The following is a 22,429-nucleotide window of genomic DNA, read 5'->3' on the forward strand; positions in this document are numbered from 1 at the left end:
GAGGGTGGCGCTGATGTAGTTGCCGCTGGGTCTCTCGTCGACGGGGTCGACGGCGAGGGCGACGTTCCCGCCGTCGTAGAGCTTGAAGTGCGCGGTGGCTTCGGTGCCGGCGTCGAAGACGCCGGGGGTGTCGAGCGCGCGGAGCTCGCCGTCGACGGGGATGGGGTCCTCGCTGTTGCGGTAGCCGGTGTCGTCGGCGGGGACGATGACCTCGCCGCCGTCGCGCGATATCGTCTCCACCTGGACGTTCGTCTGGAGGGCGAACGCGTCGACGGTCACCGTCGAGTCGCCGGTGTTCTGGACGGTGAACTCGAGCTTCTTCTGGCCGCTGGTGTTGGTGCTGGTGCGGGTGACGTCCGCGGCCTGTCCGGTCTGGGTGTCCGAGCCGGGTTCGGCTTCGGCGTCGGGGTTCGTCTCGACGATGGTGCCGGAGGCGCCGACGGCGATGTCGTTGCCGTCGGTGTCGACGACGGCCGTGAGGCCCTGGCCGTTCGGCGTCTCGTCGCGCCCCCACTCGCCGGATTCCTGGTCGAAGACGGCGCCGGCGTCCCCGACGGCGTAGCCGTCGTCGTCGGTCTTCTCGATGTCGCGGAGGCTGGGTTCGCCGACCTTCGTGCGGAACCACTTCGGCGTCCCCTCGCTGTCGGGCTTGTAGCGGTAGACGACGCCGCTGCCGGCGGCGACGTGGACGTCGTCCTTCGCGTCGGAGTCGACGCCGTACAGCGAGACGTCGGCGTCGGCGATACCGGTCTTGTTCCACGTGGTGCCGTCGCCCGTATAGAAGACGTTCGCGTTGCCGTTCACGAGGTGGCCGGTGCGCGGGCCGTGGAAGTCGATGGCCTGGATGGCGGCGCCCTGGCCGACGGCGACGTAGTTCCACGTGCCGGTCGCGCCGTTCTCGAAGCTGTAGTGGACGCTCCCGGAGTCACCGGCGACGTAGACGTTCGCCTCGTCGCTGTCGCCGGTGACGGCGACGTCGTTGAAGTTGTTCGTCGAGTCGTTGGGCGCGGAGTGAGATTCGAGGTTCCCGGTCTCGACGTCGTACTCGCCGATTGCGCCGCTCGCGCCGACGAACCACAGGCGTTTGCCGTCGTCGGTGACGTCGGCGCCGTACAGCGAGTTCCCGTTCCCGGTCGGGCCGCCGTCGACGACCTTCCGCCAGCCGTCCTGGGTGCGTTCGACGACGACGCCGGCGCCGCCGACGGCGAAGGCGTTCGCGGCGGTCGTCTCGACGTCGTGGAGCGTGACGTCGACGGGGCTCTTCGTGGACTCCCACGTTCCGGGGTCGGCCGCCGTGGTCGTGGTGCCGAGGGCGGTGGCGGTCGCGGTTGCGGCGCTCAACTGGAGGAACCGTCGTCGCGTCGATGACTGGTTCGCTGTCACGACCGTACCGTTCACCGGTCGAGTAATGAAAGACGTCGCTAATTTGTCTGGGAGCTGCCTGTTCTTGCGGGTTGTTCACAAGCTGTTTCGGGCCCGTGCGGTGGCTTCCCCGGGTACTGTGTCTTCGAGAACGGTCGAACACCGTCATTGGGTTGACATCGAAGCAGGCGGGTGCGATGGCCAGTGGCGTCCAGTTCGGGAGCGCGTGGTGTCGACGGGACAGGTGGCTGGACGTCGGTCGAGCGACGTCACTGCAGGCGTCGTCACGAGCGAGGAGAACGGTGTTCGACGGCGGTACGGCGGTCGTCAGCTCCTGTTGTAGAGGTAACGGGCGCCGTTGACCACGAGGAGGACCGCACTGAAGACGAAGCTCATGAAGACGAGCGATGCGACCATCCCGAACAGGACCTGTCCGAAGCGACCGCCGAGCCAGCCCATCGTCGCGTTCGCGCCGATGATGAGTGCGAGCAACCCGAAGCAGATGCCCACGAAGATCGCGACCGGCCGGATCCACGTGTTCTGGCTTAAGAACCCTTCCTCGTACTCGTTGGGCTCCGCGGTGCGTGATTGGGTACTCATAGGGAAGAATACTCACACCGAACGGCATAAGTGATGTGGAATCTCGCATCCGCGTCGAACCGCCCGCCTGCTGCCGGTCTCCCGCGTCGGCGCGCTCACTCCTCGGCGTCCTCGTCCGGGGAGGGCGTGACGGTCGTGCGGTCGCCGTCGGTGTCGGCGACCTCGACCGGGTTGCGCTCCCATTCGCTCGCGAGTCCCTGCGCGACGCCGCTGCGTTCGACCTCGACCTTCTCGGTGAGGAGGTTCACCGCGGTCTGGTTCGCGCCCTCGGGGATGATGATGTCGGCGTGCTTCTTCGTCGGGGCGACGAACTGCTCGTGCATCGGTTTGACCGTGCCGAGGTACTGGTCGATGACGCCTTCGAGATCGCGGTCGCGGTCGATGACGTCCCGGCGGATGCGGCGGAGGATGCGGACGTCGGCGTCGGTCTCGACGTAGACCTTGAGGTCGCAGCGGTCGGTGACGGCGTCGTCGTAGAGCGCGAAGATGCCTTCGACGACGATGACGTCCGACGGTTCGACGTGAACGGTCTCGTCCTTGCGGTTGTGGATCGTGAAGTCGTACTGGGGCATCTCGATCGGTTGTCCCATGAGGAGGGCGTCGAGGTGCTCCATGAGGAGGTCCCACTCGAACGCGTCGGGGTGGTCGTAGTTCACGTCCTCGCGCTCGTCCATCTCGAGGTGCGAGAGGTCGTGATAGTAGTTGTCGATGGGGATCCTGGTCACGGCCTCGCCGACGGAATCGGCGACCTCGCGGGCGACGGTGGTCTTGCCCGCGCCCGTGCCGCCCGCGATCCCGATGACGAACGAGGGGATGGTCATCTCTGCTCGATGAACGGGCGGGCAGGGTCTTGAACGTGGCCTTCTCCCGGCAGCGCGGCGGCGACGGCGGGATGGCGACCCGCGACGCTTACCCGTGTGGCGCGCCGAGTGGCGGGCGTGACGGCAGACGACCGACGATCGGACGTACCGGCAGAGGTGGAGACGTTCCGCGTGTACGAGAGCGCTCGTCGCGGTGACGCGTTGGCGTTCGTTCGCGTGCCGGCGGACCCGACGACGGACGAACCGGGCGCGTACGAGGTGACGGAGATCGCTCGCGACGGCCACGACGCGGACGGCGTCGCGGACCTGCGTCCTGGTGCGGTCGTGTCCGCGGCCCTTGACTGGCAGACCGAGCCGCCGACGGTCGCGGCTCTGGAGCCGGTCCGGGACACGCGGTTCTCGTTCGCGCGGGAGGTCACGGGGTTGTTCGAGGCGGCGCGGGAGACGTGGGCGGAGGCGAAGCGCCGTGGCGAGGGCGTGAACTCGCGCGTGACGCGGAACACGGACGGCGCGGAGAACGGCGCGCTGTACACGTTCGCTGAACAGCCGGGAGAGCGCGACCTCTTCGAGGAGTTCCGGACGGGCGCTCGCCCGCTCGACCCGCTGTTGGCGCGCGTCGACGCCGGCGACCGCGACGGCGGGGCGCGCGAGGTCTTCGTGCTCGACCCGGTCGACGAGCGCTGCGTCGTCGTGTACGTCGCGCTCGACCGCGACGGGATGCTCTCGTCCACGGTCCGCGACACGTACGACGTCGCCTAGAGCCGTCGCCGCGCGCCTCGAGGTTCTCGGCGGTGGCGTCGTGCTACGGCGCGAACCGACTCGCTCCCGGGAGTGCGGACAGGTCGAGTGGCGACCACGTGCGGGCGGTGACGGCGTCCAGCGTCTGGAGGCCGCCGACGGCCGTGAGTGCGTACCCGAGGAGGACGACCGGCGCGTTCGGTTCCGCACGACAGGTACCGACGCTCCCGCCGTAACGGATCACGTTACGCACTGGGTCGTAGGTGAAGTACCACCCCTCGCCCGCGGCCTGCAGGCAGCCACCGCCGGCGACGACGCCGCCGACGAACGCGAGCACGCCGACGGGAAGGAGGAGCGTCGGGAGCACGAGTCGGTATCGCTCGGTCGCGACCGCGGCGACGAACGGGAGCGTCGCGGCACCGATGGCGTACGGGAACAGGTAGAGCTCGTGGCCCCAGCGCGTTCCGTACGTCAGGAGGACGAGGAGTGCGAGCAGGGGGGCGGTAGCGGTGGCGGCGAGCGCGACGCCGGCGAGCTGTCGACGGTTCACGTCTCGACAAGCCGACACCTGGCGGTGAAAACCTTCTGCCGCGTCACGTCGCACGCGACCATCGCACCCCGTCAGTCGACGGTGCGGAGGCGGGGTCGCAGTCGGTCAGTTGGCGGGCTCGCAGTCGGTCAGTCGACGGGGTCGCGGTCGGTCAGTCCCCGTAGTCGAACCGGCGGACGGTGCCGTCGGCGTAGATGACGAACACCTCCTCGCGGCCGTCGTCGTCGACGTCTGCAAGGACGGGCGCGGCGAACACGCGGTCGTCGTGCCCGACGTTCGCGAGCGTCCGGCCGGTCTCGGGGTCGAGGACGGCGACGGTCGCGTCGTTCGCGGCGACGACGAGCTCCTCGCCGCCGTCGCCGTCGACGTCGCCGGCGACGGGCGGAGGCATCATCTGGACGGCGTCGCTCGCGACCGTCGTCTCCCAGACGACGTCGCCGGTGGTGGCGTTCAGTCGCGCGACCGTGCCGTCGTCGCTCGCGACGAACGCACCCGCGCCGGCGTCGTCCCGGAGCACGGCGCTCGTCGCGGTCAGGTCGCTGCGGGTCGTCGTCCACGCGCGCTCGCCGGTGCCGTCGACCGCGAACACCGACCCGGTCGGCGTGCCCGCGTAGAACTCGGTGACGCCGTCGTCGTCCGCGTCGCCGTGCCCGAGCCACGTCACCGCCTCGCCGTCGAGGGAGACGTTCCAGTCCACGCCGCCGTCCGCGGTGTAGGCGGTCATCGCGCCGGTGCTGTCGGCGACGACGACCTCGATGCGGCCGTCGGCGTCCACGTCGTCGACGACCGGCGACCCCCAGACGTAGCCGTCGCGGTCGTCGCGCCACGCCACGCCGCCGTCGGCCTCGAGCACCTGGACGAGGCCGCGGGAGTCGACGACGACGACCTCGGGCGCGGCGTCGCCCGTGACGTTCGCGACGACGGGTCTCGTGTACCCGTACGCCGAGAGCTCCCACTCGCGCTCGACCTCGCCGCCGGGCGCGTACGCGACGACGACGCGCTCGGTCGTGGTCGCGAGCACCTCCGTGGTGCCGTCCCGGTCGTAGTCCGCGACCGCGACGTCCGCGACCGCGTGCACCGTGCAGTTCGCGCTCGGGACGCGGTCGCGCCACGTCTCGCCGCCGTCCGCGGCGTCGAACGCGACGAGCGCGCACGCGTCCACCGCTCGCGTGGAGCTGACGGGTGCGAACACGCGGGGTTCGCCGCCGACGACGCCGACGGCGGGCTCGTGGTGGTTGTTGTCCGAGGGGACCGCGGAGTCGCTCGTCCACGTCGTCGCCAGGTCGCTGCCGTCCTGCTCGACGAGCGCGCCGGTCGCGCCGAGGAGGACGGCGCCGGCGAGGCTCGCGAGGACGACCGCGACCGCGGCGACGGTGACCGCTCGCATGCCCAGGCGTCGGGGGCGCACGGGGATAAGCGCCCCCTCTCGACCGCGGTGTTCGATGCGCGAACCACGGCGCACTTGTACCGCGCTCCCGGATGGTCGACCGATGCAGGAACGCGGCCCAGGGCGATGCGGTTCCGGCGACCGTCGGTCGGACGGACGTGGGTCCCGTCGCCGCGGCCGTCGCGGCCGCCGCGCGCTCGCGGCGCTGTTCGCGCTCGCGACGCTGTCGGCGCTCGCCGGGGTGGCGAGCGCGCACGGGACGGCGGTGGAGACGCCGCCCGTCCCGGTCCCGGCGCTCGTCGCGGGCGCGGCGCTCGCGGTCGGTGGAACGGCGGTCGGCCTCGCGGTCGGCCCGGACCCGCCGACGGGACGCGTCCGTCTCGGGTCGCTCGACGCCGACGTGGTCCGTGCGTTCGCGGTCGCGGTCCGCGCTCTCGCCGTCGTCGCGCTCGCGGCCGCGGTCGTCTCCGGGCTCACGAGCCGTGCCGCCGTGACGTTCGCGGAGATACTCGTCTGGCCGGTGCTGTTCAAGGGGTCGCTCGTCGTCGCCGCGGCCGTCGGGTCGCCGTGGCGACTGCTCTCACCGTGGCACGTCGCGTACGACGCGCTCGCAGCGCTGGAAGGCGGGGAGCTGGGTGCGCGCGAGTACCCCGACCGGCTGGGGTCGTGGCCGGCGGTCCTCGGTCTCGTCGCCGTCGTCGGCGTCGCCGAGAACCTCACCGTCGTCCCCGACGACGGCCGACTCACGGTCGTCGTCCTCGCCGCGTACGCGTTCGCGATGCTCGCGCTCGCGCTCGCGTTCGGCCGGGACGCGCTCGACCGCGCCGACGCCTTCGCCGTGCTCTACCGGCTCGCCGGCCGCGTCGCCCCGGTCGCATTCGAGCGCGAACCGGGGCCGGACGGGGAGCGCGTCGTCGCCGTCCTTCGACCGCCGTGGGTCGGGAGCGCGCGCCCACTCCCGGACGTCGCAACCGCGGCGTTCGTCGTCGTCGCCGCGGCCACCGTCACGTTCGACGGCGCCGTCGAGACGACCGTCGCCGCGCGCGCACTCGCCGCACTCGGCTCGCTCGTCGGCGCGTACGCCGGCCTCGCGATCTACGTCGGGTTCCTCGCCGCGTTCCTCGCTGGCGCGGTCCTCGTCCGCCGCGCCGTCTCGGTCGCCGCGGGGACGCCAGCGAGCCCCGACGGCGGCACCACGACCGCGCCCGGCGGCGCGGACGAGGTCGTCGACGCCGAGGGCGTCCTCCGCTACCTCGCCGCGACGCTACTACCGATCGCGGTCGCGTACGACGTCGCGCACAACTACCCGTACGTGCTCGTGAACGCCACCCGGCTCGTCGAACGCGCTTTCGGCGCGGCCGGCGTCCCGCTCGCGGTGGACGCGTCGAGCGCGCTCGCACCGGTCGCGGTCTGGGCGACCCAGGTCGCGCTCGTCGTCGGCGGGCACCTCGTCGCCGTCGTCGCCGCGCACCTCGCGACCGAGCGCGCGTTCCCCGACGCCCGTCGCGCCCGCCGAGGGCACGCGCCACTGGCCGCCCTCATGGTCGCGTACACCGTCGCGTCCCTCTACGTGCTCGCCGCACCGTGACCCGACGAGCCCGTTCCCGCTCGCGTGACCCGCCCGAACCGCCATCTCGCGGCCGCAGTCGTATCGCAAGCCCCGGCCACGACGAGAACCGGTGGTTCGAGACGTGAACCACAACGGTTTTTCTTTGCATTCGACTAGGTGCGTGCATGCAACGACGCCGCCTCCTCCACGCCCTGCCGGCCGCCGCCGGCGTCGGGCTCGCCGGCTGTCTCGACGGTGACACCGGCGGGACCGAGAGCGCGACGGACGACGCGCCGACCGAGACCGCCGAGCCGACGACCACGACCCCGGACGGCCCGTCGGGCATCTACGTCCAGACGTTCATGGACCAGATGGTGATGTCGGGGATGGGGAAGTCCGGCGACCTCCGCGCGATGCTCATGCTCTCCATCCCGCACAACTTCTGGAACGTCAACGGGCGGAGCGTCGAGAAGACCGAGACCGAGGACGCCGACAGCTTCCACCTGATGACGTCCGTGTTCGACGCCGAGACCAATCAGGTGCTGCCCTCCAGCGTCAACACCGAGGTCCTCCGCGACGGCGAGACCGTCACGCAGGAGGTCACGTACCCGATGCTCTCCCAGCGCATGGGCTTTCACTACGGCGCCAACTTCCAGATGCCGGACTTCGGCGAGTACACGGCGCGCGTGAACTTCGAAGGCCTGGGGTCGACGCGCGGCGTCGGCGCGCTCGCAGACCGGTACGGGGAGTCCACGAGCATCGAGATCCCCTTCGAGTGGAGCGAGTCCGTCGCCGGCGAGTTCAGCGTCCGCGACGTCGGCGCCGGCGGGAAGGCCGGTGCGGTGAAGCCGATGGGGTCGATGGACGCGCCGAAGGGCGGACTCCCCGCGCCGGACGCGCTCCCCGGGACGGTCGTCGGGTCGAAGCTCGCCGACGGCGCGACCCTCGTCACGGCCCGAGTCGACGACGGCGGTCGGTTCGCGGACGGCAGCGACTACCTGTACGTCTCCGCGCGCACCCGCTACAACGGGTTCGTCGTCCCGATGATGGGGCTCGAGGCGACGGTGACGCGCGGCGGCGAGACGGTGTTCGACGACCGGCTCGCGCCCGTCATCGACGGCGAGATCGGGTACCACTACGGTGCGGCCGTCGACGGTCTCGAAGCGGGTGACGAGGTCGTGGTTCGCGCGACGACGCCCTCGCAGGTCGCGCGCCACGAGGGCTACGAGCGCGCGTTCCGTCAACTCCCCGGACGCACGTTCACCGTCTGAGCGCGCACTCACCCACCCTGTCGAACCTGCGGGTGCGTCGGCCGCCGAAGGAACCGCCCGGTCGCGGGTTTCGTTCACGCGTTCGGTCCCGACAAACACTAAAGAATCCAACCACCACTCGTGAACATGCGTCGGTACTTCGCTCCGGTCCTCGCCTGCTTCGTGGTCCTCGCCACCCTGGCCGCGCTCCCCGTCGCCGGTCACGGCAACCACCTGACGGCGGACGCGCAGGTCGTCGACGACCACGTCGTCGTCGAACGGTCGTTCATACTCCAGGACGGGTACGCCGTCGTCCACATCGACAAGGGCGGGCAGATGGGGAAGGCGATCGGGCACGCCGCCCTGAAGGCGGGCCCCGACGAGAACTACGAGATCGACGTCGACCAGGAGTTCCTCTCGCAGATCGATGGCGTCGCGAAGGTCTGGGTCGCACTGCATCGGACCGACGGCGACGGCGAGTTCGAACCGAACCAGGACACCGCGCTCACCGGTATCCAGGGGCGGGTCGCGGGCTCCGTCATCCCGATATACGTGAGTGAGGACGGGAACGTGAACGTGGTCGCGCGGGACTTCGGGAGTCAACGCATCGACGACGCCTCGGTGACGGTCAGGCGCGCGGAGTCGAACCGTTCGGGGTTCGTCGCGGTCGCGGACGAGAACGGGACCGTCCTCGGGTCCGCGCCGGTGTCGGCGGGCGCGAACGAGAACGTCTCGGTGCCGCTCGCGGCGTCGTTCTACGAGTCGATGGCACGCAACGAGTCGGCGCAACTGACCGCGACCGTCTACCGCGACGACGGCGACGGCGAGTTCGACGCGAGCGCCGACCGTCCGGTGACCGTCGGTGGGACGCCGGTCGCGTCCGAGTTCGAGGTGACGAAGGTCGCGAACGCGAGTCGGACGACGTCCATCGTCGTCACGGCGACGGGGACGACCGCGCCGGCGCCGACGACGACGTCGTCCGGGGGGTCGACGGCGGCCGGTTCCGGCGGGTCAGAGACCGGCTCCGGCGAGGCCGGCGGTGCACTCGGCTTCGGTGCCGTCGCCGCGGGCGTCGCGCTCGTGGCGGCGCTCGCCGTGCTCGGCGTCCGCCAGCGCGACTGAGCGGCGTTCTGGTTCTGACGCGGGGTTATCGACTCCCGAACCTCGCCGCACCGCCACTATTTTCGAACTAGCATAGCAAAAATTTAATACCGGGGATGCTGACGTTCGGGTCGTGATGCGAGAGTCCGAGCACGACGGGCGCGATGGGTCGACCGAGGACGCGGTCGCGCCGTTCGCGCGTGACGGCGTCGACGACGTCTTCGCTGGCGGGCGCGTCGACCCGTCGCTCGTCGAGGCGTCCGTCGACGCGCTCTTCGAGCGGTTCGACGAGGACACGCCCGAGGAGGTGATGCTCGCGGACCGACGCCCGAGCGACGCGGATGTCGTCCCGGCGCCGCCGGCGTTCGAGGCGTTCGCGGCGGACGTCGACGACCAGCTCGCGGTGACCGACGGGTCGACGCCGGACCCCGAGGACGTGGTGGGGTTCGACGATGCAGCCGAGCCGTCCTCCGGCGACGCGGGTGCGTCCGGAGCGACGAGCTCTCGAGAATCCGTGCGCACGCTGTCCGGCGAACCGAGCGGGCCGACGTGGTCGCCGTCGGACGAACCGGTGGCGTCGGACGAACCGGTGGCCTCTGGCGAGCCGGTGAGAGCGTCGGACGAGTCGGCGGGTGAACCGGGTGCTGCGAGCAGGTCCGGTGGAACCGGGTCGTCGACGACCTCGGACGGCTGCGGGGAGTGTCGTCCCGGAACGGAGGCGTTCGAGTGGGTGTCGGAACCGGAGGTATCGAAGACGGTGCTCGCGGACCCGGAGACGGCTCGACGCTTCGCTGCGGAAGACGGCGGGCCGGACCGAGATGCGGATGTGTTCTCGCGGTTACGGTCGTCACTGCCGTTCTGACGCGTGCTCGGGTATCGTCGCGGCGCCTGATGCGCCGCGTCGTGGCCGAGACGGTAGGCTGTGGGACGCTATCGGCGGAGTCGGGTGCCGCCGGAGGAGGGATGGCCTGGGGGAGGCCTGGATGCGTTCGTGTTCGGGTGGTGCTGGCCGGTCAGGCTTCGAGGAGGTCGGCGAAGAGGTTCGATCTGGCGGTCTGCTCGTCGACGCGTTCGACGTCGGCGATGCAGTTCACGGAGCAGTACGTGTCGGTTCCGTCAGTGGCGTGTTCGGTGTAGCGGACGTCCGCGTCGTCGATGTCGGCGCCACAGCGAGCACAGTCCTGTGCCATAGCCACCTTACGCCTGTGCAGCAGGCCCGTTAAGCGTTCGGAAAACTGAAAAAAAAAAAAAAAACTCTGACGAGTTTCCACTATACTCAGTAGAGATTGTCTTTAGTGTCGGTTCTTGTGGCGTTGGAAACTCCTCGCAAGTTCTCGTCGTCTGTCGGAGCGCCCCGAGCCACTTCGAGCGAGTCCGTGGGCCAACACCACGGGAATCCCCCCGGACGACTTCCACAAGACGATTCGCCACATCACCGACACCTTTGGCGCTCGCCGACGTACGCTCGAGCATGCGCCGCGCCCTCTACCGAAGTGCCCGCGAGCGGTTCACCGCACGCCGCCTCCTCGGTCTCGCCGCCTTCGTCGCCGTCCTGTACGCGTTCCTCGGCTACACCGTCGACGGCATCGTCGGCGTCTGCATCGGACTCGCAGCGGTCGAACTCGTCGGCGTCGCCACCGACGCGAGCGCAGTCCCTGACCGCCACGTCAAGACCGGTCTCGGCGCGGTCGTCCTCGTCGGTAGCGTCGCACTCGCCGTCGCGTTCGCTCGCACCGGCGACGGCGCGCTCTGGCTGCCCGCGTGCACGTTCCTCGCCGGTGCGTGGTTCCTCGCCGACGCCGCCGCCGACGCCCGAACCGGATCGACTCCGGACCCGCTCTCCGACGTCGACTCCCGGAGCGACGTGATGGCGACGCTACAGGACGCGAACCGCGTCACCACCGCGCTCGAGGACGAGCCGCTGACTCACGACGCGCTCCACGACGCCTGCGACCTCGACGCCGACCGCATCGACGACGCACTCGCCATCGGCACGGACCGAGGTATCGTCGTCCGCGACGGCGAGACGTACCGTCTCGACCGCTCGGAACTCGGCATCGATGCGTTCCTCCGCGGGCTCGTCGTCGCACCACTCCGCCGCGTCGTCCGGCCCGCGCGAGTCCTCCTCGGGTGAGATAGCACGGTTCGGCGACCGCGGTGCGTCGACCGACCGGTCGCTCCTCGGGGACGGGAAGACCCGTCAGCGCTCGGCGTCCAGTGGGTCCTCGAGCTCGCCCGCGATGGCCTCGAACGCGTCGGTCGCGGTGACGACGCCGACCGCCCGCCCGTCCGCTTCGACGATGGCGAGCTCCTGGTTCTGCGCCTGGAACGCGTCGATCGCCTCGCTCACCGGCATGTCGGCGCGAACAGTCATCGCGTCCACCGCGACGTCCGCGAACGTCCGCTCGCCCGCGTCGAGAGCCGCGCGTTCGTCCAGGAGCGACGAGACGTACACGACGCCCTCGACGTCGTCGAGGCCGTCGCCGACGAGCGGGAACCGCGTATGCGGGGTTCCGCGGATGGCCTCGAAGTTCTCCGCGGTCGACGCCTCGGTGGACACCGCGACGACGTCCTCGCGGTCGACCATGATGTCGCCGACCTGGATGCGGTCGATCGCGAGCGCGTTCATCACCTCGCGCCGACGTTCCTCCGGGAGGCCGGCGCCCGAGAGCGCGTCACCCATCCGCGTCATCAACTCGCCGCGCGTCCGCCCCTCGGCGTCCTCGCCGTCCCCCTCGATCTCCTCCTCGGCCCACGACCGCGTTATCTCGACGCCGAACACCGAGAGCATCGCCTTCGCGAGCCAGTCCGCGAACGTGATGATGGGGCCGAACACCTTCGTCCACCAGTAGAGGATCGGCGCGCCGTACTTCGCGACCTGCCGCGAGCGCTCGATACCCAGGTACGTCGGCGCCTGCTCGCCGACGGTCAGGTGGAAGATGTTGATGACGCCGTAGGAGAGGGCGGCCGCGAGGAACGTGTGTCCGCCCTCGCCGCCGCCACCACCGCCGACGACGCCGCCGAGACCGACGCTCGAGAGCACGGGTTCGACAGCCGGTCGGACCGCGGCCACGACCGGGTCCAGGAGGGCGGCGAGCGCGGGTTCGGCGGCGATGCCGAGCCCGACGCTACAGATGGTGATGCCGAGCTGGCATCCCGAGAGGTATATCTCGAGGCGTTCGGTCATCTCCCACGCGCGCTCCAGGCCGCGAGAGCCCGTGAACGCGGCCTCCTCGAACTGTCGGACGCGGGTCATCGCGAACTCGATGGTGACGAAGTACCCGTTCCCGAGCAGGAGTCCGACGCCCGCGAACAGCCGTAGCAACGTCGTCGTCTCGACCATTGCTCGTTCGATTCGACTCCCTACGCTCGGATAAATCCCTTCATCGCGGACGTGGTCGGCGGCCCGGTTCGACCGTCAGTGCTCGCGTGCGGCGGCGAGTCGACGGTCCATCTCGTCGGCGACCTCGGCGGCGAGTTCGTCCGTGGGAGTGTCGAAGTCGTCGGCCCAGCGTTCGAAGAACCCGGTGACGCCGAGGTAGGTGACGGCGTCGTATATCCGTCGTCGGTCCTCGAACCCGTCGGGGAGCCCGCCGGCGCGGTCGCGGTAGCCGTCGTAGAACGCCTGTGCGTGCCGTTCGGTCCCGGGGTCGTAGCGCGAGTCGACGAACTGTCGGCGTGCGCGCTGGAGCTCTCGGACCGGGTCGCCGACGTGTGCGAGCTCCCAGTCCAGGAGGCCGACGGTCGGCGCGCGCTCGGCGGTGGCGCTGGTCGGGTCAGTGGAGTCGGTGGTGCTGGTCGAACCGGTGTCGTCGCCGATGCTGGTCGAGTCAGTGGCGTCGGCGGCGTGGACGAACTGGTTCGGGCGAGCGGGGTCGCCGTGGCAGAGCGCGGCGGGAGCGTCGCGGAGCCGGTCGCGTTCGTCGTCGACGAGCGCGAGCACGTCGTCGTAGTGGTCGTCGAACCGCCCGCCGCCGGCGCGGTCCCTCGACCACCGTATCTGGTCGGCGAGCAGGTCCGGCCACGGGACGGGGTCGACGTCGAGGTCGTTCGCGTCGCCGTCGACGACCCGGCCGTGGGCGTCGAACCGGCAGGCGTGGACGCTCGCGAACGTCCTCCCGACGGCGCGTGCGAACGCGACGCGTTCGTCGTCGTCGGCGTCGCGCCACGCGCGCCAGCCGATGGTGCCGTCGACGTCAGCGGTGACGACGTACGGCGGGTCGGCCGCGCTCCCCGTGGCGCTCGCGAGCACCGCCGGTGTCGGGACGACGGCGTTCGCGTCGACGTACGCGAGGACGCCGCACTCGCGGGCGGCGCGCGACGGGTCGCCGTCGACGGCGACCTTGCAGTACGCCCGTTCGCCGTCCGCGAACTCGACGCCGACCGTTCGGTTGTCGTCGTTCCACGACGGGCCGGCGTCGCCGGCCGCGGCGACCTCGCGGTCCGGGAACACGGCAGCGAGCACGGGGTCGACGACTGCGGGGACCTCGACGTCTGTCATCGTCCACGGCCGACGCTCGACCGCTCGAAAGACCTTGGGGTGGCGTGCGAGCGCTTCTCACGATGGTCCGCATCGGTGACGACGACCCGGTCGGGTCGCGTCGAGGACTGGACCGTCGTCGAGATGGCGTCCATCGCGTCGATGGCGGGCCTCGTCCACCGGCTCGACCTCGACCGCTCTCCGCGTAGCCGAGCGCTCGACCCGGTGTCGTCGACGCCGCGACGGCATCGGGTTCCCCCGGCCTCGCAACGTCCGCGGCGAACCGAGAGTAATACGTGCTGGCGGTCGACGGTGCTGGTATGACGCGGACCATCGTCGATCTCCTCGACGGGAATCGCACACACGCCGACGCGGCCACCGGCCGGTTCGACGACCTCCAGGACGGCCAGCGGCCCGACGCGGTCTCGGTCTGTTGCTCGGACAGTCGCGTCCTCCAGGACGACCTCTGGGGGAACGACGAACCCGGGCGCGTGTTCACCGTCGGCAACATCGGGAACCGCGTCGTGCAACGCACGAGCGACGACGAGACGGTCGTCTCCGGCGACGTCCTCTACCCGCTCGCGTACACTAACACGAGGACCGCGGTCGTCGTCGGACACACCGGCTGCGGGGCGGTGACGGCGACGTACGACGCGGTCCGCGCCGACCGCGACGACGCGCTCGTCCCCGAGCACGCGAACGCGCCCGAGCCGACGCCCGCGGCCGCCCACCCGGCGGGCGTCGCGCGCTGCATCGACCTCCTTCGCCCGCGCGTCGAACCGGGCGTCGACGAACTCCCCGCCGACCTCACGCACGCCGACGCCGTGAACCACCTCGTCGAGTACAACGTCGACCGCCAGGTCGACGCGCTCGCGGAGAGCGCGGACGTCCCCGACGACGTCTCCGTCTTCGGCGTCGTCTACGACTTCCAGGACGTCTACGGCGGCGACCGCGGCGAGGTCCACGTCGTCAACGCCGACGGCCAGCGGAACCCGGACGGGATCCGCGACGAGCACCCCGACGTCGCGGACCGCGTCTCCCGCCGGTTCCGGTACTGACACCCCACCGACCCGGTTGCTCCGGGGCTTCGCTACGACCGCGTCCGGCGGGCTCCGGGACTTTTGTACGACCGCGTCCAGTGGCAGGACGAATGCGGACGAGTTTCAACATCCCGGACGAGATCGTCGCCGAGTTCGACCGCGTCTGGCGGGACGAGGGCATCGAGAACCGGTCGCGCGCGGTCAGGGAGGCGATGCTCGAGTACGTCGAATCGCACTCGCGCCTGGAGGCGACGACCGGCGAGGTCGTCGCACTCGTCGGGTTCGACTACCGGCATCACGAGGTCATCCGGGAGCTCCACGGCGTCCAGCACGACTACCAAGACGTCATCCTGAACACGAGTCACACGCACCAGGGCGAGTGGTGCCTGGAGTCGCTGTACTGTCGCGGCGACGCCGAACGCGTCCGCGACCTCGTCTACGCCCTCCGGGACTTCGACGCCGTCCGCCGCGTGAAGGTGATGGTCATCCGCGACGACGACGGCCACTGACCGCCAGCCACGGTGAGCGAGCGGTTCGCCCGCACTGACTACCGAACGTACGAGAAATAACGGAAGAGCTCACGGGTTCGAAAGCACTGGAGTCCCCGTCCTCGGCTGTGCCGACGGTCGACCGTGGACCGAACGCAGCGACGTCGTTGCCGACACTCGAACTCGGCTACCGGCTCTCGCGTTGCTCGACCTTGTTCAGTTCGATGAGCAGCCGGAAGATCGCTTTGACGAGGTTCGCGTCGACGTCGTAGCGTTGTGCGTTCTCGCCGGCGCGGTCCATGACGCGCTGTTCCTGTTCCTCGTCGGTCGTCGGCAGGTCCTTCTCGTCCTTGACCTGCGCGATGGTGTCGGCGACGTACGTCCGTCTGGCGATGAGTTCGACGAGGTCGTGGTCGATGCCCCGAATCTCGTCGCGGAGTTCGTCGAGACTCATCTCGTCCGGTGCGGGGATGTCGGCGTCGGCGACGTCGCCGGTGCCGCGGTCGTCGTGCGCGCCGCCGTCCGCGAGCGGTCGTCCGCTCGCGGTGGTGTCGTCGTCTGTCGGTCCGTCGTCGGTGTGGCTGGGTTCTCGTGTCATAGGATGCGTGCGCCGTCGCTGCGGGTGGTGGTGCGCCAGACGTCGCCGTCGCGGTCGCGCCAGCGCGCCTCGACGCGGCCGACGGGGTCGCCGCCGTCGCCGTCGTCGGCGTCGAAGACGGCGACGTAGCTCGGGCCGGTCCCGGAGAGGCTCGCGCCGGTCGCGTCCGGGAGGGCGTCGACGATCGGGTCCGTGGGGAAGTCGAGTGCGGCGCAGAACGCGAGACCGTTCACGGTCATCGCGCGGCCGTGGTCGCCGTCGCGGGCGAGGTCGTCGACGAGGGCCGCCATCGGCGCGACGCGCTCGCAGCGGGAGACGTCGGCGTCGGCGCTGTACGCGCGCTCGGGGGGCGTCCAGACGAGGACGTCCCAGTCGACGTCGTCGTGCGCGAGCAGTTCGTCCGCGGTGTTGTCGGTGCGGGTGAGGCCGCCGAGCATGCTGGCGCTCGCGTCGTCGAACGCGCCGGTGACGGTGACGCCGGCGTCCCGCGCGGCCTGCACGCCGAGCCGGCAGGCGTCGAGCGGGTCCGGGTCGGCGCCGAGCGCGCTCGCGGTCGCGAGCACGGTCGCGTTCGCGGCCGCGCTCGAGGACTTCAGTCCGGCCGCCATCGGCACGTCGCTCTCCGTGCGGACCTCGCCGGCGACCGTCGACGGGTCGAGGTCGGCCGCTGGCCCCCAGCGGTCGACCGCGAGGGAGACGCAGCGTTCGACGAGCGCGGTGTCGGCGTCGGGTGCGCCCGCGACCGTCCCGGTCACCGACGGCTCCTCGCTCGCGTCCGCGTCACCGCGGTCGGTCGCGTCGAGCGTGACGGACGCGGTGGTGTCGGCGTCGATGGCGAACGCGGACCCGCGCCCGGTCGCGAGCGCGTTCAGGACGGTTCCCGCCGCCGGTGCCGTGGCACGACCCTGCATACGCGTCCCGAATCCGAGGACGCACTTGGCGGTTGCGGTGCGCGCGATACCCGCCGACACTCCGAGCGTCTCGACGGTCGGTCGTCGACCCCGGGTATCGGACGACCGCGAGACGACCCTTTCATCCCGCTGGCGGCCAGTGTCTCGGGTATGCGCGTCACCTTCCTCGGGACGGGGAGCGCGATGCCGCTCGCCGACCGACACCAGACCGGGTTGCTCGTCGACGAGGCCGGCCGGTACCTCCTCGTCGACTGCGGTGCCGGCGTCCTGCATCGACTCGAGGAGACCGGCGTCGGCGCCGAGAACGTGTCGACGGTCCTCCTCACGCACCACCACCTCGACCACGTCTCGGACCTCATGCCGCTGCTGAAGGCGCGGTGGCTCGCCGGCGAGGACCACCTCGAGGTCGTCGGGCCGCGCGGGACGAAGGCGCTCGTCGACGGCTTGCTGGACGTCCACGACTACCTCGACGGCCGCGTCGACCTGTCGGTGCGCGAGGTCGGCGAGCGGTCGTTCGAGGTCGCCGGGTTCGAGGTGGACGCGCACCGCACCGAGCACTCCAAGGAGTGCCTCGCGTACCGGTTCGACGACCGGTTCGCGTTCAGCGGGGACGGCGAGGCGACCGACGCGCTGGCGTCGTTCGCGGACGAGGTCGCGGTGTTCGCACACGACTGCTCGTTCCCGGATTCGGTCGACGTGGACAACCATCCGACGCCGAGCCAGCTCGGCGAGGCGCTCGCCGGCCACGAGTACGGTCGCGTCTACCTCACGCACCTCTACCCGCACACGGAGGACGTCCACGACGAGATGCTCGACGCCGTCGCCGGGCACTACGACGGCGACGTCCGGTTCGCGGAGGACCTGCTTTCGGTCAGTATCGACTGACCGGAACGGCCGTCGCGCGGTCTCCGGTGCTCGCCATCGGACTGGAACCGTTCGCGAGTTCTCCCGCGTTTCCGGAGGTCGGTACGGTCACATTTATCCGAGACAGTCTGTTAGTAGCCGAGTAACAACACAACTGTCGTATGTTCAGTACACACAGCAAACCCGTCGTCGGAGGTCGGTCCACGTGAGCGCCGTGGACCGCATCGCGGATGGTATCGCAGGACACACGAAGGTCATCATCGTCGCCCTCCTGCTGGTGACCGCCGGCCTCGGCTCCCAGGCCGGCGCCGTCGACTCGGAGTCCGGACTCGGCCAGTTCAACAGCGAGAACGACGCCACGAACGCCTCCGAGTACATCTCGGAGACGTTCGTCGCGGACAACACCAGCACGACGAGCGTCCAGGTGATAATCCGGAACCGATCGGAGGGTGGGAACGTCCTCTCGAAGGACTCGCTGCTGGCGTCCCTGCGCTATCAACAGGAGCTGCGGTCGAACGCGACGATAAACGGGACGCTCGCCGGCGACCGGGGACTGTTCGGCGTGTCGAACCTCGTCGCCATCGCCGCCATCCAGCAGGAGCAGGCCAGCGAACTCCGCGTTCGCGGCGCGGAACTGCAGGCGCGCTCGGAGGCGCTCAACGAGAGCCGCGCCGAACTGGAGGCACGCGGGCAAGCGCTCAACGAGACCGGTGAACGCCTCAAGGGCGCGCTCGACGCGCTCCGAGCCAACCCGAACGCGAGCGTTCGCACGCAGTTCGAGCGGGTGAACGCGAACACGAGCGTCGACCTCGGGAGCGACGATTACGCCGTCTTCCAGCGCGCCGCCACGCGACTCCGCGCGAACACCAGCGCCGTGCAGACGACGGTCCGGAGCGGCACCCAGCAGGTGCTCGGCGACGAGTTCCGCGCGCTCAAGCAGCGCGAGGCGACCCTGACGAACACCAGCGAGCGCCTTCGCGGCGCGCTCACCGTCCTCCGCGAGGACCGCGACGCGAGCGTCCGCACGCAGTTCGACCGGGTCGCGGCGAACACCACGGTCGAGTTCGACGCACGTGACTACGCCACCTTCGAGGACGCCGCCGGACGCCTCCGGAACGCGAGCACCGACCGACAGGTGCAGAGCGCGTACCGCCAGGGGACCCAGGGCGTCCTCAGCGACCAGCTGCAGGCGCTCGCGAACCGCTCCGACCGCGTGAACGCGACTGCCGCGGCACTCGGCGAGGCGATGACCGCCGCGGCGAGCGACCCGAACGTCACCGCTCGCGGCCGGTACGACGCCGTGGTCGCGAACTCGACCGTCGAGTTCGAGGACGGTGACTTCGCCGCGTTCGAGGCGACCGTCCGCGACGTCGAACCGCTGCTCGCGGCCGTTGAACGGAACTACCTCGCCGGCACGCAGGGCGTCCTCCGCGACGAATCGCAGGCGCTCGCGGAACGAGCCGACGAACTCCAGGCGGAAGGCCAGGCGCTCCAGGAGGCGTTCGCCGAGTTCCAGGAACGCCGGGAATCGCTCCGGAAAGGCGGGACGCCGTCGCTGTCCGCACAGATAGACGAGGTCGAGTCGATGAACGCGAGCGAGGTCGAGGACGCCACGTCGGTCGTCCTCAGCGAGGGCGACGGGCCACTCGCCGGCCGGGCGCTCGGATTGATGCCCCAGGACTTCGAGCCGGGAGCGACGAGTGCGAACGCACGGATGCTCATCGGCGTCCTCGAGACGTCCTCCGGTAGCGCCGCGTCGAACGCACAGACCGTCGCCGACGGCGTGACGCAGGTCCAGCTCGAGATGCAGGACGTCGCGCAAGCCGGGTCGACGGGGAGCGGGGACGAGGAGTACATCGTCTTCGGGTTCGGCGTCATCTCCCAGGAGATCGACCAGTCGCTCACGGACTCCGTGAACATCGTCGCGCCCATGGCGTTGCTGTTCGTGCTGCTGACGCTCATGGTCGCGTACCGCGACGCCCTCGACATCGTCCTCGGGCTGTTCGGCATCGTCGCGGTCCTCCTGTGGACGTTCGGGTTCATGGGGCTCGCCGGCGTGTCGTTCAACCAGATCATGATCGCGGTCCCGGTCCTCCTGATCGGGTTGTCCATCGACTACGCGATACACATATTCATGCGTCACCGCGAGGCGCGCACGGACGACGACACGGTCGACGACGTCCGCGGCTCCATGGGCGTCGCCCTCGGCGGCGTCGGCCTCGCGCTGACGTGGGTGACGGCGACGACCGTCATCGGGTTCCTCTCGAACCTCACGAGCCCGCTCCCGCCCATCCAGGACTTCGGTATCGTGTCCTCGGTCGGTATCCTCGCGGCGCTCGCGGTGTTCGGCGCGCTCGTTCCCGCACTGAAGATCGAGGCCGACGGCTTCCTCGAGAACCGCCTCGGTCTGGACCGCACGAAGCGCGCGTTCGGGACCGGCGGCGGCCGGTTCTCGCAGGTGCTCTCCGTCGGCGGGACGGCCGCACGGAAGGCGCCCGCGGTCGTCATCGCGGTCGCGCTCGTCATCTCCATCGCCGGCGGTGTCGGCGCGACCCAGGTCAGTACCGAGTTCAGTCAGGAGAGCTTCATCGCGGACGAACCCGCCGAGTGGCTGTACGACCTCCCCGAGCCGTTCAAACCCGGGGAGTACTCCGCGAAGGCGAACCTCGACTACGTGAACGAGAACTTCCAGCGCGAGGACTCGCAAGCGCAGGTGCTCGTCAGGGCGAACGACTCCACCTCGCTCGATACGGCGGGGACGTTCGCGCGCCTGAACGAGACCGAGTCCGGGCTCTCGGAGATGGACACCGCGTTCACGGGGAGTAGCGGCGACGTCGCGACGCGCTCCGCGCTGTCGGTGATGCGGTCGACCGCGGCGACGAACGCGTCGTTCAACGACACGTTCCGCGCGGCGGACACCGACGGCGACGGCGTCCCCGACGAGAACGTCACTGGCGTCCTCTCCGCGCTGTTCCGCGTGAACGAGGACGAGGCGAGCCAGTACGTCCACCGCGTCGAGACCGACGACGGCTACCGCTACGAGTCGATGCGGCTCGTCGTCCCCATCAAGGGCGGTGCGGACACCGGCGAGGTCACGACGCAGCTCCGGGACGTCGCGGCGACGATGAACGGCGACGGGACGCGCGCGACCGCGACCGGCAGTCCGGTCGTCAACGAGATCGTCCAGCAGGAACTGCTCGATACCGTCATCCAGAGCCTCGTCATCACGCTCGTCGCGGTGTTCGCGTTCCTCATGCTCGCGTACCGCATCCAGGAGGGAAGTGCGGCGCTCGGCGCGTTCACGCTCCTCCCGGTCGCGCTCAGCGTCTCGTGGATCCTCGGGACGATGTACGCCATCGGGATGCCGTTCAACGTCCTGACGGGGATGATCACGAGCCTCACGGTCGGACTCGGCGTGGCGTACTCCATCCACGTCAGCGAACGCTTCAACCTCGAACTCGAACGCACGGGGAACGTCTGGACGGCGATGGACCGAACCATCACCGGCACCGGCGGGGCGCTACTGGGGAGCGCGGCGACGACCGTCGGCGGGTTCGGGACGCTCGCGTTCGCGATCTTCCCGGCGCTCCAGCAGTTCGGCGTCATCACGGGCATGACGATCGTCTACGCGTTCCTCGCAAGCGTGCTCGTGCTCCCGAGCCTGCTCGTGGTGTGGGTGAAGTACTTCGGACCGGACGCGGACTTCACGAGACGGTCGAAGGCCGCCGAGGCACCCGCTGGAGGTGACGACTGAATGGAGGAAGCCGAGGCGGTCGGTTCCCTAGAACGCCTCGGCCTCACGTCGTACGAGGCGAAGGTGTTCATCGCCCTCCAGAAGCTCGGGTCCGGGACGGCACGCGAGGTGTCTCGCGTCGCGGACGTGCCACGGTCCCAGGTGTACAGCGTGACGGAGAGCCTGGAGGAGCGCGGGCTCGTCGAGGTCCAGCAGTCCAGTCCGATGCAGTACCGCCCGGTACGTATCGAGGAGGCTCGGCGGACGCTCCGCGAGCGCTTCGAGACCGAATCCGACCGCGCGTTCGGGTACGTCGAGAGCGTGCGGAACGAACGCGGCGGTGAGCGCGAGGAACAGGAGGCGATCTGGACGCTCTCCGGGCACGGCCACGTCGCGGAGCGCGCGGCGGAACTCGTCCGGAACGCCGAGGGGCGCGTCGTGTTCGCCGCGCGGACCCCGGACCTCGTCACGGACGACATCGCGGCGGCGCTCCGAGAGGCCGCGGCCGACGACCTCACCGTTCGCGTGGTGAGCGTGAACCCGGACGTCCGCGAGCTGTTCGCGGACGACGCGAGTATCGCGACGATGGACACGGCCGAGCCCGCCGTCGACGACGAACGAACCGGCCGTGCGGTGCTCGCGGACGGGGACGTGGTCCTGTTGAGCGTCCTCGGTGACCGCGACGACATCCCGGAACTCACCACGGAGACCGCGTTCTGGACGGCGCAAACGAACTTCGCGACCGTCCTGCACGAGCTCGCGATGAACTCGATCGCCCCGCGCGAGACCGCCTGACGTCGAGACGACGGCTGCGAGGCGGGTCGCTGGCGCTGGAATCACGACGGTCGAGCGCGCCGTGCTGGAGAGCCGCCGAGCTACTCGCTGGATGGGAAACGCGTGAAGGGGGAAGTGGGGGAAAGTGGGTGGGGGGTTGGAGGGCGTCCGGGTGTGGGGACC

General features: G+C 70.3%; 20 protein-coding genes and 1 pseudogene. 11 read left to right on the forward strand and 10 right to left on the reverse strand.

Annotated elements, in window-relative coordinates; all coding sequences use genetic code 11:
• Positions 1-414: 414 nt before the first annotated feature.
• The 3 genes and pseudogenes from SM754_RS08540 to udk all read right to left on the reverse strand — a co-directional run.
• Positions 415-1,383, reverse strand: a pseudogene (locus tag SM754_RS08540) (WD40/YVTN/BNR-like repeat-containing protein); the annotation flags it as partial.
• Positions 1,384-1,689: 306 nt separating this feature from the next.
• Positions 1,690-1,962, reverse strand: a complete 273-nt coding sequence (locus SM754_RS08545; protein WP_323675800.1) for a hypothetical protein — start codon at positions 1,960-1,962, stop codon at positions 1,690-1,692.
• Positions 1,963-2,057: 95 nt separating this feature from the next.
• Positions 2,058-2,783 (reverse strand): uridine kinase, encoded by a 726-nt coding sequence (udk, locus tag SM754_RS08550; RefSeq protein WP_323675801.1) that lies wholly within the window; start codon positions 2,781-2,783, stop codon positions 2,058-2,060.
• 117 nt (positions 2,784-2,900) lie between these two features.
• Here udk and SM754_RS08555 point away from each other — a divergent pair, with 117 nt between their 5' ends.
• A complete protein-coding gene (locus SM754_RS08555) occupies positions 2,901-3,542 on the forward strand; it encodes a DUF6663 family protein (RefSeq protein WP_323675802.1) in 642 nt (213 codons plus the stop codon).
• A 43-nt stretch (positions 3,543-3,585) separates the two neighbouring features.
• Here SM754_RS08555 and SM754_RS08560 read toward each other — a convergent pair whose 3' ends face one another.
• Complete coding sequence (locus SM754_RS08560) at positions 3,586-4,071, reverse strand: hypothetical protein (protein ID WP_323675803.1); 486 nt, start codon at positions 4,069-4,071, stop codon at positions 3,586-3,588.
• Between the two features lie 151 nt (positions 4,072-4,222).
• Positions 4,223-5,458 (reverse strand): outer membrane protein assembly factor BamB family protein, encoded by a 1,236-nt coding sequence (locus SM754_RS08565; RefSeq protein ID WP_323675804.1) that lies wholly within the window; start codon positions 5,456-5,458, stop codon positions 4,223-4,225.
• Between the two features lie 103 nt (positions 5,459-5,561).
• On the opposite strand from SM754_RS08565, the gene SM754_RS08570 reads away from it, so the two are divergent.
• The 4 genes from SM754_RS08570 to SM754_RS08585 all read left to right on the forward strand — a co-directional run bounded on the left by SM754_RS08570 (position 5,562) and on the right by SM754_RS08585 (position 10,220).
• Positions 5,562-7,046, forward strand: coding sequence for a hypothetical protein (locus SM754_RS08570; RefSeq protein WP_323675805.1), 1,485 nt, complete (start codon positions 5,562-5,564; stop codon positions 7,044-7,046).
• Positions 7,047-7,192: 146 nt separating this feature from the next.
• The gene (locus SM754_RS08575) at positions 7,193-8,278 is read left to right on the forward strand and encodes a DUF7350 domain-containing protein (protein WP_323675806.1); all 1,086 of its coding nucleotides are present in this window, start codon (positions 7,193-7,195) and stop codon (positions 8,276-8,278) included.
• Between the two features lie 126 nt (positions 8,279-8,404).
• Positions 8,405-9,379: a DUF7282 domain-containing protein gene (locus SM754_RS08580; protein ID WP_323675807.1), complete on the forward strand. Its 975-nt coding sequence runs from the start codon at positions 8,405-8,407 to the stop codon at positions 9,377-9,379.
• Between the two features lie 112 nt (positions 9,380-9,491).
• Positions 9,492-10,220, forward strand: a complete 729-nt coding sequence (locus SM754_RS08585) for a hypothetical protein (protein ID WP_323675808.1) — start codon at positions 9,492-9,494, stop codon at positions 10,218-10,220.
• 151 nt (positions 10,221-10,371) lie between these two features.
• Here the strand turns inward: SM754_RS08585 and SM754_RS08590 are convergent, their stop codons facing one another.
• Entirely contained in the window at positions 10,372-10,548 is a 177-nt protein-coding gene (locus SM754_RS08590) for a hypothetical protein (RefSeq protein WP_323675809.1), read from the reverse strand.
• 281 nt (positions 10,549-10,829) lie between these two features.
• Between SM754_RS08590 and SM754_RS08595 the strand changes: the two genes are divergently transcribed.
• Positions 10,830-11,492: a hypothetical protein gene (locus SM754_RS08595; RefSeq protein WP_323675810.1), complete on the forward strand. Its 663-nt coding sequence runs from the start codon at positions 10,830-10,832 to the stop codon at positions 11,490-11,492.
• 66 nt (positions 11,493-11,558) lie between these two features.
• On the opposite strand, the gene SM754_RS08600 is transcribed toward SM754_RS08595, so the two are convergent.
• Both SM754_RS08600 and SM754_RS08605 read right to left on the reverse strand, forming a co-directional pair.
• Positions 11,559-12,701, reverse strand: a complete 1,143-nt coding sequence (locus SM754_RS08600; protein WP_323675811.1) for a CNNM domain-containing protein — start codon at positions 12,699-12,701, stop codon at positions 11,559-11,561.
• Between the two features lie 75 nt (positions 12,702-12,776).
• On the reverse strand, positions 12,777-13,859 hold the full coding sequence (locus SM754_RS08605) for a phosphotransferase family protein (protein ID WP_323675812.1): 1,083 nt from the start codon (positions 13,857-13,859) through the stop codon (positions 12,777-12,779).
• A gap of 299 nt (positions 13,860-14,158) precedes the next feature.
• On the opposite strand from SM754_RS08605, the gene SM754_RS08610 reads away from it, so the two are divergent.
• On the forward strand, positions 14,159-14,896 hold the full coding sequence (locus SM754_RS08610; protein ID WP_323675813.1) for a carbonic anhydrase: 738 nt from the start codon (positions 14,159-14,161) through the stop codon (positions 14,894-14,896).
• Positions 14,897-14,988: 92 nt separating this feature from the next.
• Complete coding sequence (locus tag SM754_RS08615; RefSeq protein WP_323675814.1) at positions 14,989-15,387, forward strand: CopG family ribbon-helix-helix protein; 399 nt, start codon at positions 14,989-14,991, stop codon at positions 15,385-15,387.
• Positions 15,388-15,553: 166 nt separating this feature from the next.
• Here the strand turns inward: SM754_RS08615 and SM754_RS08620 are convergent, their stop codons facing one another.
• Complete coding sequence (locus tag SM754_RS08620) at positions 15,554-15,820, reverse strand: chorismate mutase (protein WP_323675877.1); 267 nt, start codon at positions 15,818-15,820, stop codon at positions 15,554-15,556.
• A 140-nt stretch (positions 15,821-15,960) separates the two neighbouring features.
• A complete protein-coding gene (locus SM754_RS08625; protein WP_323675815.1) occupies positions 15,961-16,875 on the reverse strand; it encodes a shikimate kinase in 915 nt (304 codons plus the stop codon).
• Positions 16,876-17,025: 150 nt separating this feature from the next.
• Between SM754_RS08625 and SM754_RS08630 the strand changes: the two genes are divergently transcribed.
• The 3 genes from SM754_RS08630 (at position 17,026) to SM754_RS08640 (ending at position 22,267) form a co-directional block, all read left to right on the forward strand.
• A complete protein-coding gene (locus tag SM754_RS08630) occupies positions 17,026-17,760 on the forward strand; it encodes an MBL fold metallo-hydrolase (RefSeq protein WP_323675816.1) in 735 nt (244 codons plus the stop codon).
• Positions 17,761-17,944: 184 nt separating this feature from the next.
• Positions 17,945-21,493: an MMPL family transporter gene (locus tag SM754_RS08635; protein ID WP_323675817.1), complete on the forward strand. Its 3,549-nt coding sequence runs from the start codon at positions 17,945-17,947 to the stop codon at positions 21,491-21,493.
• Positions 21,494-22,267 (forward strand): TrmB family transcriptional regulator, encoded by a 774-nt coding sequence (locus tag SM754_RS08640; protein ID WP_323675818.1) that lies wholly within the window; start codon positions 21,494-21,496, stop codon positions 22,265-22,267.
• Positions 22,268-22,429 lie beyond the last annotated feature (162 nt).

This window comes from Halorubellus amylolyticus (assembly GCF_034808145.1).
Taxonomy (GTDB): Archaea; Halobacteriota; Halobacteria; order Halobacteriales; family Natrialbaceae; genus Halorubellus.